Below are 12,775 nucleotides of genomic sequence, written 5' to 3'. Positions count from 1 at the left end.
CGATCCTTAAGTCACTGATCAGGCACTTAAAACGGAGCCGTCATAAGTTCCCAAAAGAACTCCATACTCATAAGGAGTCGCAACACGGATCACCAATTCGTTGTTGTTGTTATATTCCGTGGTGGAAATGCTGGTCTCACCATTCATGGCCTTTTCAAGGTATCCTGTGACTTCGTATTTCCCGCCGATATTCTCTCCGCTTGCACTTCGGGTAATCGTGCCATCCATACTGATCACTTCAAGGTCTTTGTAACCGTAAAGCTTGCACTGGTTGGAAAGGTATTCCGTTACAACCCTGGAATTTATGGATTTTAAACTTCCGCCCTGTGAACTGGCCTCAACGCTTAGCTTCATCTGATTCAAGTTCTGTACTACCAGGCTGTTTACAAGCTTACCCGTTGATTCCAAATCATTTTTCACAACATCTGTGATTCCTTTGTAACTGACTGTAATACTGATCACCATGTTGGTCACAGCCAATCCCAAAATAATTGCGATAATGAATGCCAGCATCTTCATCTTCAGTGATTTCAGGAATGTACTTTTATTTCCTATTTTTTCCGCCTTCACTTTCTTCGTCGCTAGTAACGCTTTCAGGTTTCGTTTCTTTTCCCCCGATGTCTTCATTGCCTTATGCTCCTCGTCTTTGGTAAATGTAAACCATAACACTTTGTTTATGGTTTTTCTCATTATACAATATTTTGTAACCATTTGTCAACGCATCCAGAAAATGGAAAAGATTTTTGTCGAATTTTTGTTAAAAAGAAATTACAACCAAGTATTTTTTTATTTTTTTCCTTTGGTGAAAATCCATTGACAAAAAAATAGCCCCTTCCCGGCCCGGCGCTGCCCACTGCGATCCGATGGAAGAGGCTGATATTTTTAATATTCTGACTATACGCCGGAATAAGCGGAAAATCCGCCGTCAATAGGCAGTACCACGCCGGTGATAAAACCTGCTGCCGCATGATTCAAAAGGAATAAAAGGGCGCCGTTTAATTCCTCCGCTTCTCCAAAACGTCCCATTGGAGTTGCAGACAGAATCTTGTTGGTCCTTGGTGTGGGAGTTCCATCTTCCTGAAACAGAAGCTTCTCATTCTGGGCTGTAACGAAAAAGCCAGGTGCTATTGCATTTACCCGGATACCTACCTTGGAAAAATGGACTGCAAGCCACTGGGTAAAGTTGCTGACAGCAGCTTTTGCGCCACTGTATGCCGGAATCTTTGTAAGGGGAGAAAAAGCATTCATGGATGAAATATTCAAGATGCTGCAGCCCTCTCTGCCAATCATGTCCTTTGCAAAAATCTGGCAGGGAAGCAGGGTTCCAAGGAAGTTTAAATTGAAAACGAATTCAACACCGGACTGGTCCAGATCAAAGAAGGATTTTGTATCCGCCTCAATGTCTCCCATCTCAAAATATTCCTTATCCGTATTGGCTCTTGCGTTATTACCGCCTGCGCCGTTTACCAGGATGTCGCAGGGACCAAGCTCTGCCAAAACCTTTGCATGAACTTCCTCAAGGCTTGCCCGTTCCAGAACATTGGCCTTGTAAGCCTTTGCCTTACAGCCTGCCTCATTAATAGAAGCCGCAATTCCCTCTGCAGCGCTTTCGTTTAAATCCAGAACCGCAACCTTTGCTCCCGCTTCTGCAAGAGTCTTTGCGAACATGCCGCATAACACTCCGCCTGCTCCTGTTACAACTGCTACCTTGCCGCTTAAATCCGTTCCAAATGATAATGCCATATGAATTCCCTCTTTCCTATTTATTGTCCATTCAGAGTGCCTCTTATCTGCTGGTTTTTTCAATCGCTTCCCAAAGACCGTTTAAATAGGTTGCGCCAAGTGCCCGGTCATAAAGCCCGTAACCGGCCCGGCCTGTTTCACCCCAGATCATACGGCCGTGGTCCGGGCGCATATAACCGTCAAATCCATTGTCATGAAGAGCCTTTAAGATGGCAAACATATCCAGGGAACCGCAGGTTGACAAATGGGCGCGCTCTTCAAAGCCCTGGTTATCCTCCAGGATTGCCACATTTCTTGCATGGACAAAATGAATACGTCCCATAGCCGCATATTTGGCAGCCATCTTTACCACGTCATTTTTATTGGAACAGCCTAAGGAACCGGTACAGAGGGTGATTCCATTGTGCTTATCATCTACAAGCTTTAAGAAACGGTCCAGGTTTTCCTCACAGGTAATGATTCTAGGAAGTCCAAAGATGCTCCAGCATGGGTCATCTTCATGGATCGCCATATTCACGTCACATTCCGCTGCAACAGGAATGACCGCCTCCAGGAAATATTTTAAATTATCCCAAAGGTCATCCTCTGACATGGAATTGTACTCGCTTACCACCTGCTTAAGCTCATCTCTTGTGTAACTGGAATCCCAGCCGGGAAGGCTTAAGTCGCTTTCACTTTCCAGGGGATTAACCTTATCAACCTGGTCCTGATAATAAACCAGAGAGGTAGAACCATCCTCCAGCACATGATCCAGCTGGGTCCTGGTCCAGTCAAACACCGGCATAAAGTTATAGCAGATGCACTTGATCCCTGCTTTTGCCACACGCCTGATGTTCTCACAATAATTAGCAATATACATGTCTCTGGCTGGCTTTCCTAATTTAATATCCTCATGAACCGGAATGCTCTCGATCACTTCAAAAGCAAGTCCTGCTTTTTCCGTTTCTTCTTTTAAGTGGGCAATGCTTTCTCTGCCCCACACTTCCCCTACGGGAACATCGTAAACAGCCGTTACAATGGAATGCATGCCTGGAATCTGACGGATGTTCTGTAAGGTTACCTTGTCATCGTCTCCATACCATCTGAATGATAATTTCATAAAATACCTCCTTAGCAATCCTATAATAAGTTTCTTTTCCTGCCTTGTGGATTCAGTATAAACAAAACGTTACCTTATTACCATGGATTTATTTGCCGTTCACATTGCAAAACTTGCGGTCATGGCTTATAATAGGGCGTATCTGAACTTGCAGCGCAAGTGAAGATAGAAGGGGAAAGGTGATTTTTAAATGAGAAAAGAATTGTCCACCGGCTTTAATGAGCGGCAGTATATGAATTCAGGAGAATTTGAAGTGTTTTTTTTATAAAGATCTGGACTTGAATCATGTTGTGGACCACAGCCACTCCTATTATGAGGTGTATTTTTTTTCTTAAACGGGGATGTGACCTATGATGTGGAAGGGAAACAGTATCCTTTGCAGTACGGGGATTACCTGTTAATTCCTCCCGAGGTAAAGCACCACCCTATTTTCCATTCCACCGGAAAAACCTATCAGCGGATCGTTCTCTGGATCAGCCGTTATTATTTTGAGACCATGTGTTCCTGGTCAGAGGACTTTTCATACAGTTTTCGTTATGTTTCGGAGAATAAGCATTACCATTTTCGCAGGGATTTTGTCACATTTCAGAATATCCAGGGCCGTCTTTTGGACCTTCTTGAAGAAATTCACGGAAATAAGGCATTCCATAAGCTGAATTCAGAGCTGCAGATCCATTCCTTCATGCTGCTGCTGAACCGGATCACTTACGACATGCTCCACCAGGTGCCTGCTGCATACGAAAACGTGCTTTATTTAAATATTTGTGATTATATTAACAACCATTTGGAAGAAAATCTGTCCCTGGATCATCTGGCCTCCTTTTTTTATGCCAGCAAATATCACATTTCCCATGTATTTAAGGATAATATGGGGATTTCCCTTCACCAGTACATCCTGAAAAAAAGGCTTCAGGCCAGTAAAAACGGAATCCTCTCCGGCATCCCTTTTGGGGAGCTGTACCATCAATACGGCTTTACGGATTACACCAGCTTTTACCGGGCCTTTAAAAAGGAATTCGGCCTTTCCCCTAAAGAATACAGGGAGCAGGCGGTCCTGCCAAAAGGATATTAATTTGCATCTTTCCCTGTATATCATCTCTATCTTGCAATTTTTTTGCATTTTATTTAATATATTTATGCACAAAAGTGACTTTGTCATCGATGTGAAATGCGCTTTGCAAATTTCTTATTGTCATAACAGCCGCCGCCAAATGAACATGCAGGCATGTCCGCCCGGCTGGCTGCCTTCATAAATAACAGGAGTTTAACATATGAACCTTGACCATATATACGAATCCTGCAGCCTCTGTCCCAGAAACTGCAGAGTAAACCGCCATGTGAGTACCGGCTTTTGCGGGTGCGGCGATACCATAAAAGCGGCCCGGGCCGCATTACACCACTGGGAGGAGCCTTGTATCAGCGGAAGCCGGGGAAGCGGTACCGTATTTTTTTCCGGCTGTACTCTTGGCTGCTGCTTTTGTCAGAATTATGCCATCAGCCAGGAGGGTTTCGGAAAGGAAATCACAAGCAAAGACCTTTCCCGTATTTTCTTAAGGCTTCAGGAGGAAGGTGCCCACAACATTAATCTGGTCACTGCCACCCAGTATCTTCCCTCTGTATTAAAGGCCCTGGATCTTATAAAATCAAAGCTTACGATTCCCGTGGTTTATAACTGCGGAGGGTATGAATCAGAAGAAATCATAAAGGAGCTGGCCTCATACATCGATGTGTGGCTTCCTGATTTAAAATACTTCAGTTCCGAGCTTTCCTCACGCTACAGTAAGGCTCCCGATTATTTTACTGCGGCCTCAAAGGCAATAAAACAGATGATACGCCAGACCGGGGCTCCCCAGTTTGATTCCGAAGGCGCCCTTATGAAAAAGGGTGTCATAATACGCCATATGGTGCTTCCAGGGGCAAAGGAGGATTCCATCCGCCTTCTTCACTGGATGAAAGATGAACTGCCGGAGGGAATGTATTATATCAGTCTTATGAGCCAGTACACCCCATTCTACCGAAGTGAAAGCTTCCCGGAAATCAACCGGAGAATTACATCGTATGAATATGGAAAAGTGCTTGATGAAGCCATCAGACTTGGGTTGGATCAGGGATTTATGCAGGAAAAAAAGCAGCGCAAAAGAAGAATACACGCCGCCCTTTGATTTGGAAGGGATCTTTTAATAAAAAACAGATAGAAACGGATACCGATTTGATATTTCCCTATAATCGATATCCGTTTCTATATTACTTCGTCCATTGGTCTTAATACCTCGTTTCTCTCATGTCTGTTACCTTGTACATGGTACACGTTTTTCAACATGATCTATATTAATTTTTCCGCTCCCCGTTGTTATACACCAGATTCATGGCCTTAGCTCTATTGCCTGACTGTTTCCTCATATGTCCTAAACTTTCTTTTGTTGACCTTTGGAATCTCTTACAGTTTTTCCTTCTCATGAATTCTCTCTTTTTCATTAATGACTAATCATCTCTTCAAAGATTGGCTTTTAACATCGGCAGATTGGTTTTCCTTTTGCTTCATTTATCATTATATAAACGAAGCCAGTCTGCTCTTTCTGGTGGACTGTACCTCCTTTCGTTAGATTTGAACTCTTTTCATTAGTTACCTTTTGTTATGGCTTTATTATAGCGTACAAGCTCTATTTTGTCAATACTTCTTTAATTATTTTAATATATTATTTGTTAATTTTTAAATTGTTTATAATTATTTAGATTTTATATTCATTTTTTTGATGTTGTTTTAAAATATTTTTTTGCTTTTATTCGAATATTATATATTTTTTTATTCGTCTGAGCAAGGAAAAACAGAGTTAAATGTAAGCTTCATTTAACTCTGTTTCCGCCTTCTTGTATGAAATTAATTATGTATCATTTATTCCTCTCTCAGGCGGAAGCTCTTTACCAGTTCCCGCAAAAGCTGGGCCTGCTGGGATAGTTCTTCACTGGAGGCCGCACTTTCTTCCGCAGCTGCGGCATTGTTCTGAACTACGGAAGAGATTCTTCCAAGTTCCTTTGTCACCTCTTCCACGGCCTTTGCTTCCTGGGAAGCTATGTTTGAGATGGAATCCACGGAATCCACTGCCAAGGCGGAATCCTCCAGAACCTTCATCATGGACTGAACGGTTTCATCCAATATCTGATTGCCTTTTTCTACAGCATTTATGGAATCCTTGATTAAAGCTGTGGTATTCTTTGCTGCTTCAGAGCTTTTCGCAGCCAGATTACGTACCTCACCGGCAACCACTGCAAATCCTCTTCCGGACTCCCCTGCCCTTGCTGCCTCTATTGCAGCATTTAAAGCCAGGATATTGGTCTGGAATGCAATATCTTCAATTACCTTGATGATTTTTCCGATCTCACCGGAAGAAACGTGAATTTCATTCATGGCACTGGAAAGGTTCTGCATGGACATATCACAGTTTACCACCTCTGTACCAGTCATCTGAACCTGCAGGGAAACTTCTCCGGCTTTTTCTGCCAGACGCCTGACCTTTTCCGCAACCTGGCTGATGGAACCGGACAGCATGTCAACGGTTCTTTCCTGTTCCTCAGAGCCGTTTGCCAGAAGCTGGGAACCGTTTGCAACCTGCCCGGAGCTTAGTGCCACCTGGCTGCTGCCTGATTGACTTCATTCATGACCGAATTTAAATTCATGACAATCTGCTTTACCGCTTTTTCAAGCTGGGAAAATTCTCCTTTAAGGCCCAGTTCCACGTCTAAGTCTAAATGGTTGTCCGCAACTTCGTTCAGCGTAAAGGAGATGCGGTCAATTACCTCTTTTAGGTTCACTGTCATTTGTTCAAAGGAAGCTGCCACAAGGCCGATTTCATCGTTGGATTTCACATCAACAAAAACGTTTAAATCCCCTTCCGCAATCTTCCCGGCAGCCGCTACGATCTTATGGATGGGCTTTAACTGCTTCTTATGATAAATGCAATGATAAAAAGAATAACAATCATGGCAATGATGGAAATAATGACCATCAAGGAAGACACTCTGTCTGCTTCCCGGTTCATGTCTCCCGCTTCCACCGCGGTAACGGAATACCAGCTGGAACCATTTAGCTGAATCGGCTCAAAGAAATAATAGGTATCTCCTTTTTTTGCCTGGATCCACAACATAAAAATCAGAGCCAGAGGCAATCCCAGTACTTATTCCCTCTTTACATGTCCCGCTGTTGACGAAATCAGAAACACTGGTTCCCACAAGTCCGCTGCCTGTGCTTTCTGAAATAATTGTTCCTGATTCATTTAAAATGAAGGTCTGTATGCTTGGATAAGAGGAATCCGCCGTTTTCATCTGGTTAAAACGGTCCAGGCCCACATCAACGGCGACCACGCACAGCACCCTGTCGCTTACGATCACAGGCACCGCATGGTGATGATCATCATTCCATTTGATTCATATGGCTGTGTAATGACCTGAGCCTTTTCCTCCATCACCTTTACAAAATAATCGGCGGAAGAATAATCCTCGTACATGCCGCAGTCCCTGAGCGTCCCATCCCTGCCGGCATACAAACTATAGCTTCTGGCCGCAGAGCTCATGGCATACTGCTCAAACAGGACACCAACTCCTACAATACCCTTGGAGTATAGAACAGAGGACTTGATGGTCGTCAGCATGTAATCCTCCATTTTCATACCATGGCTGTCCAGGGTAACATCATCAAATATCTGACTCTTATAAAGCGGCTCGGCTGAAGGACCCGACTTGATCCTCAGCGCCTGAAGGACCTTTCTGTTAGCCGTCGAATTCTCAAGATAATAGGTAATACTGTTCGATACCTGCCTTGCCTCATCAAGGGTCTGCTGGATCATCTTTCCATTCTCAGATGCCAGAGTCTTTAGCTCCCTGAATGCGGACTGTTTCATGGCATCTTTTGTCATTCTTGATGTAATTCCGATCAAAACCGTAAAAACGACCACCAGCATGATTCCGGCGATGCATGCGATCTTAGTTGAAAGCTGATATTTCCCTGCTCCTTTCTCCTTTAGCCATGACATACCTCTGTGCCCTGAACCACGATTCTTCCATTTTCTGAAAAACTGTACCTTCATTGCATAATCCCCCTCTATAAGTTACAACGTTTACGGGAATTATACCATATTTTACCAAAATGTAAAACATATTTTCTATTTTTTTTGGAACATTTTTACAATTACTTAATCCATAGCCCGCAGGTAGGCAAACTCTCTTTTCTTAAGCCCGCTTTTTAACTTTCCTGGGTTCCTGCAGAATCAAATCCTGCGATCTTCATGAACTCTTCTCCTGTTATGGTTTCCCGTTCCAGAAGATATTCTGCTATCTCATGAAGCTTTGTTTCATTGTCCTTAAGAATCTTTAAAGCCTTCTGGTGCTGATCCTTTACAATTCTGATTACAGCATCGTCGATCTGCTTGGCCGTTTCAGGGGAACAGGCAAGAGCGGTGTCTCCGCCCAGATACTGGTTGGTCACTGTCTCAAGAGCCACCATATCGAATTCATCCGTCATGCCATAGCGGGTCACCATGCTCTGGCGATCCTGGTAGCCTGCTCAATGTCATTGGAAGCTCCGCTGGTGACCGTATCAAATACCAGTTCTTCTGCTGCCCTTCCTCCGGTAAAGGTGGCGATCTTACTTAAGGCAGCCTCCTTTGTCAAAAGGTGGCGTTCTTCCTCATCTACCTGCATGGTATAACCGAGAGCGCCGGAGGTTCTTGGTATAATGGTGATCTTATGAACCGGTGCCGAGTGGTTCTGGCAGGCGGCGACCAGCGCATGCCCCACCTCATGATAAGCAATGATCTTCCTTTCCCTGGAATTGACAGAAGCGTCCTTTTTCTGATATCCGGCGATCACTACTTCCACGCTTTCTTCTAAATCTCTCTGGGTTACGGTCTTTCTGCCCAGGCGGACCGCCCTGAGGGCAGCCTCATTGACGATATTGGCAAGCTCTGCGCCGCTGGACCCTGCCGTGGCAAGCGCTACTCCATGAAAATCCACGTCATCAGAAAGCTTTACATTTTTGCCGTGAACCTTTAATATGGCTTCCCGCCCGTTTAAGTCAGGCAGCTCCACAGGGATCCTGCGGTCAAAACGGCCTGGCCTTAAAAGTGCTTTATCCAGGGAATCCGGACGGTTGGTGGCAGCCAATATGACAACGCCCTTTTTTCCGTCAAATCCATCCATTTCAGCCAAAAGCTGGTTTAAGGTCTGTTCCCGCTCATCATTTCCGGTAAAGCCGCCTCCGTCACGTTTCTTACCTATGGTATCAATTTCATCGATAAATACGATACAGGGAGCCTTTTCGCCTGCCTGCTTAAATAAATCCCTCACCTTTGCCGCACCCATACCTACAAACATTTCCACAAATTCAGAACCGGATATGGAAAAAAACGGCACATGGGCTTCACCTGCCACCGCCCTGGCAAGAAGTGTCTTACCGGTTCCCGGAGGGCCTACCAGCAAGGCGCCCTTTGGAAGGGAAGCACCGATATCCGCATATTTCTGGGGATTATGAAGAAAATCCACGATCTCCTTTAAAGCCTCCTTTGCTTCCTCCTGTCCGGCTACATCCCGGAAGGTTTTTCCGGTTTCTGATTCCGCATAGATTTTGGGATTGGACTTTCCAAAGGTCATGGCATTGCCGCCGCCCATCTTCTTTTGCAGCTGGCCGGATAAAAAATTCCCCAGGAACACAAAGATCAGGATGGGAATGATCCAGGTGAGTAAAAAAGAAAGCAGAGGGGACATCTGCACGACTATGGTTTTTTTCAAAGGAAACGTCATGGGCAATCAGCCTTTCAGTCAGCGTATCATCCGGCCACAGCCCGGTCTTATATACGTCATACACAGGCTTGCCTTCCCAATCCTTCTTTCCGGTATCGGATTTGAACTGGATCTCTGTTTCCGTCTTTGCAACCGCCTGAACCTTCCCCTGATCCACCATCTCCAGAAACGTGCTGTAAGGAACCTCAGTCACGGATTTGGACTGAATCCAGGGAACTGTCAATGCATTAAACAATATCATAATTAATAAAACAATTACATAATAAAAAAATAAACGGTTTTTTTCTGATTATTTTGTGAACTGCCGTCATCTTTCAAACCCATAATACTCCTCCTTTTTTTCTTCTGTTACTCCCTGAGGACCGATTTTACAAATTCTACCGCGTCCTTAAAATCCTGTTCATTGGGATGAAGCATCCCATCCTCATATGCGGATATCAAGGCCCTGATCTGAGGAGTATCGTGAATTGCCTGCATTTGCCTGTATTTTTCAAGAATCTGGGGAGCCATCTTCCCTCCGCATAAAAAACAGCCAAGATATTCATTATCATCCGGCAGAAATACAGACACCTGCTTTTCCACCTGCTTAAAATATTCTTTATTCCCGGAAAGCCCGCAGGTACCAAATAAAGCCACCCGTTTTCCGTGGAGATCTGAAAGAAAGTCAATCACTTCCGTTTTGCAGGTTCCACGGTTATTCCAGAATCCTACAAAATACATATCCGCTTCCTCTCCATGAAGTTCCTCCAGACTGACAATGTCCTTGGATTTTCCGGGAAGCGACTCAAAAATTTTCATGGCTACCTTCTGGGTATTTCCGGTATTACTTGTATATACAACTAAATAGTCCATATATTCAGCCTCCTATGAGATTAAAATATACCAAATCAGGTTATTTATCAAGAGATTGCGGAAAATGTTAATACAATTTATGTAACTTTTAGAATCTATATGGCAAAGTTCACAGCCATCCAGCTTAAATTTTAAAAAGCTTTGGAAAAGCTGTTTCCAGCCATTCCAAAGCTTTTTCGCCGATCCTAAGAAAGAATCCCTGCCGCCGCCTTTATAATGCCGCAGGTTTTTTCAATATCCTCAGCCGTATGGGCCGCAGAAAGAAACAAAATTTCAAACTGAGATGGAGCGGTGTAAATGCCATGCTCCAAAAGATAATGGAAATACGTTCCATACTTGACCGTGTCAGAAGCCAGAGCCGTATCATAATCCACGACCGGATCTTTTGTGAAAAATACACTGAAAAGAGATCCTGCCTGATTCACCCAGGTGTCCGGAAGAGCTTCCCTAAGGGCTTTTACAAGTTTTCCCGCTTTTTCCTCCAGGGCTGGATAAATTTCCGGCTGCTCCATCAGGGTCCTGATGGTCACGATTCCGGCTGCCGTTGCAACAGGATTGCCGGAAAGGGTACCGGCCTGATAGACCTTTCCCAAAGGAGAAACCACTTCCATGATCTCCTTTCTTCCCCCATACACTCCCATGGGCATTCCTCCGCCTGCGATCTTCCCCAGAGTCGTCATATCCGGAACAACGCCGTAATATCCCTGTGCGCCTCCAAGACCCATACGAAATCCGGTAATGACCTCATCAAAGATGAGAACCGCCCCATACCTTGTGGTGATCTCCCTTAAAAATTCAAGAAAACCGGGCTTTGGCGGAACAAGTCCCATATTGGCTGCAACCGGCTCCACCACCAGTGCGCCGATATCATCGGGATATTCTGAAAACAGCTTTTTAACAGAATCCTCATCATTATAACTGGCAAGCAATGTGTGCTGGGTATAGGAAGCCGGTACGCCGGCACTGTCCGGTGCAGAACCGGTTAAAGCGCCGGAACCGGCCTTAACCAACAGGCCGTCGGAATGTCCATGATAGCAGCCTTTAAACTTAATGATCTTATCCCTTCCCGTATAACCTCTTGCCACACGAATCGCACTCATGACTGCTTCTGTTCCTGAGCTTACCATCCGCATCATCTCCATGGAAGGCATACACTCCCTGATAAGCGATCCAAGAACCAGCTCTTTTCTGGTGGGCGCTCCAAAGGATAAACCGTCAAGACAGGCCTCTCTCACCGCCTCCACTACCGGCCCAAAGGCATGTCCAAGAATGCATGGTCCCCATGAATTCACATAATCAATGTATTCATTTCCATCCTCATCGTAAATATGGGAGCCAGACGCCCGTTTTACAAAGACCGGGGTTCCTTTAACGGAACCAAATGCCCGGACCGGGCTGTTGACTCCCCCCGGGAAATACTCCCTTGATTTTTCAAATAATTCTTTGGATTCTTCTATTTTCATATTGACTGACTCCTTTCCTCTTTCCAATCCCCACAGATAGCTTCCGTTATCCCCTTGATGCTGTAAACCCCGGCGATGATATCCGCCTTCCTCCCATGCTCCATAAGGCTTTTGCTGTAATGTCCCCGATACAGACCATTTTAAGGCCTGCCAGGGCTTCCTTTATTTCCTCATCTGATTCCCTGAAAAAGGCTTCCACACCGGAAGCGCTTGAAAAGGTCAGATAGTCTAATTGCTTTAAGGCCTCCGCCCTGTTTTCTGTGTCCAGGCCTGCTGAGGCCACATCATACAGCACAATGTCATCATAAAAGGCCCCTGCTTCATCCAGAATCTCATTCAGCTCCTTCGAGCCGCCTGATGATCTGGGGATCAAAAGCCTGTCTTCCCTGGAAATCAAGCCTTTCAAGCCTGCTGCCAGGTCCTGTACCTGATATTTCTCCGGTATGTAATCGGCAGAAAATCCATGCCGCAGCAATTCATCGGCTGTTCCCCTTCCGACCACAGCGAACTTCACATGGCCCACTGCCCGGAAATCATATCCCCATTCCAAAAGCCCATGGAAAAATTCCCTTACTCCATTGGCACTGGTAAATACGATCCAGGTGTAAAACGGCAGCTTTTCATATGCTTCCTTCATTTTCCCGCCCTTACGGCAGGACTCTATCAAAAGGCTCAGAATGCATTCCGAAGTTCCACCAAAAGATTTAATCTGTTTTTTCAGCCTGTCCGTAAAAGAGTCTGTTCCCGTCACTCCGATCCGACACCCTTCCAGGGGCTGTTTCAATGTCGAAGAAAAATCAAGGGAAACCACCTCTCCCACCACAAT

General features: G+C 45.0%; 12 protein-coding genes and 2 pseudogenes. 3 read left to right on the top strand and 11 right to left on the bottom strand.

The window, feature by feature from the left end; genetic code table 11:
• Nucleotides 1-18: 18 nt before the first annotated feature.
• From JCM10519_RS12595 to uxuA, 3 genes are all read right to left on the bottom strand, one after another.
• On the bottom strand, nucleotides 19-627 hold the full coding sequence (locus JCM10519_RS12595; RefSeq protein ID WP_347844055.1) for a hypothetical protein: 609 nt from the start codon (nucleotides 625-627) through the stop codon (nucleotides 19-21).
• A gap of 267 nt (nucleotides 628-894) precedes the next feature.
• The gene (locus JCM10519_RS12590; RefSeq protein WP_054739569.1) at nucleotides 895-1,743 is read right to left on the bottom strand and encodes an SDR family NAD(P)-dependent oxidoreductase; all 849 of its coding nucleotides are present in this window, start codon (nucleotides 1,741-1,743) and stop codon (nucleotides 895-897) included.
• Nucleotides 1,744-1,786: 43 nt separating this feature from the next.
• Nucleotides 1,787-2,842 carry a mannonate dehydratase gene (gene uxuA / locus JCM10519_RS12585; protein WP_054739567.1) on the bottom strand — a complete coding sequence of 352 codons (1,056 nt, stop codon included), beginning with the start codon at nucleotides 2,840-2,842 and terminating at the stop codon, nucleotides 1,787-1,789.
• Nucleotides 2,843-3,185: 343 nt separating this feature from the next.
• Between uxuA and JCM10519_RS12580 the strand changes: the two genes are divergently transcribed.
• Nucleotides 3,186-3,914 (top strand): AraC family transcriptional regulator, encoded by a 729-nt coding sequence (locus JCM10519_RS12580; RefSeq protein ID WP_347844054.1) that lies wholly within the window; start codon nucleotides 3,186-3,188, stop codon nucleotides 3,912-3,914.
• A 199-nt stretch (nucleotides 3,915-4,113) separates the two neighbouring features.
• Nucleotides 4,114-5,023, top strand: a pseudogene (locus JCM10519_RS12575) (radical SAM protein).
• A gap of 712 nt (nucleotides 5,024-5,735) precedes the next feature.
• Here JCM10519_RS12575 and JCM10519_RS12570 read toward each other — a convergent pair.
• The gene (locus JCM10519_RS12570; RefSeq protein WP_054739564.1) at nucleotides 5,736-6,470 is read right to left on the bottom strand and encodes a methyl-accepting chemotaxis protein; all 735 of its coding nucleotides are present in this window, start codon (nucleotides 6,468-6,470) and stop codon (nucleotides 5,736-5,738) included.
• Complete coding sequence (locus JCM10519_RS12565) at nucleotides 6,461-6,796, bottom strand: HAMP domain-containing protein (RefSeq protein WP_347844129.1); 336 nt, start codon at nucleotides 6,794-6,796, stop codon at nucleotides 6,461-6,463. The genes JCM10519_RS12570 and JCM10519_RS12565 overlap by 10 nt, the downstream gene beginning before the upstream one ends.
• Before the next feature lie 3 nt (nucleotides 6,797-6,799).
• Here JCM10519_RS12565 and JCM10519_RS29490 point away from each other — a divergent pair, with 3 nt between their 5' ends.
• A complete protein-coding gene (locus JCM10519_RS29490; protein WP_347844053.1) occupies nucleotides 6,800-6,931 on the top strand; it encodes a hypothetical protein in 132 nt (43 codons plus the stop codon).
• A gap of 6 nt (nucleotides 6,932-6,937) precedes the next feature.
• On the opposite strand, the gene JCM10519_RS12555 is transcribed toward JCM10519_RS29490, so the two are convergent.
• The 6 genes and pseudogenes from JCM10519_RS12555 to JCM10519_RS29485 form a co-directional block, all read right to left on the bottom strand.
• Nucleotides 6,938-7,228 (bottom strand): hypothetical protein, encoded by a 291-nt coding sequence (locus JCM10519_RS12555; RefSeq protein WP_054739555.1) that lies wholly within the window; start codon nucleotides 7,226-7,228, stop codon nucleotides 6,938-6,940.
• A complete protein-coding gene (locus JCM10519_RS12550; protein ID WP_054739553.1) occupies nucleotides 7,225-7,923 on the bottom strand; it encodes a hypothetical protein in 699 nt (232 codons plus the stop codon). The genes JCM10519_RS12555 and JCM10519_RS12550 overlap by 4 nt, the downstream gene beginning before the upstream one ends.
• Nucleotides 7,924-8,078: 155 nt before the next feature.
• A pseudogene (gene ftsH / locus JCM10519_RS12545) lies at nucleotides 8,079-9,875 on the bottom strand (ATP-dependent zinc metalloprotease FtsH).
• Nucleotides 9,876-9,982: 107 nt separating this feature from the next.
• A complete protein-coding gene (bilS, locus tag JCM10519_RS12540; protein ID WP_054739551.1) occupies nucleotides 9,983-10,486 on the bottom strand; it encodes a flavodoxin family protein BilS in 504 nt (167 codons plus the stop codon).
• Between the two features lie 185 nt (nucleotides 10,487-10,671).
• Entirely contained in the window at nucleotides 10,672-11,949 is a 1,278-nt protein-coding gene (gene hemL / locus JCM10519_RS12535; protein ID WP_054739549.1) for a glutamate-1-semialdehyde 2,1-aminomutase, read from the bottom strand.
• 46 nt (nucleotides 11,950-11,995) lie between these two features.
• Nucleotides 11,996-12,772 (bottom strand): uroporphyrinogen-III synthase, encoded by a 777-nt coding sequence (locus tag JCM10519_RS29485; protein ID WP_347844052.1) that lies wholly within the window; start codon nucleotides 12,770-12,772, stop codon nucleotides 11,996-11,998.
• Nucleotides 12,773-12,775: the final 3 nt, after the last annotated feature.

The organism is Clostridium sp. NkU-1 (assembly GCA_001312405.1).
This window is presented reverse-complemented; position numbering and strand designations above follow the sequence as displayed.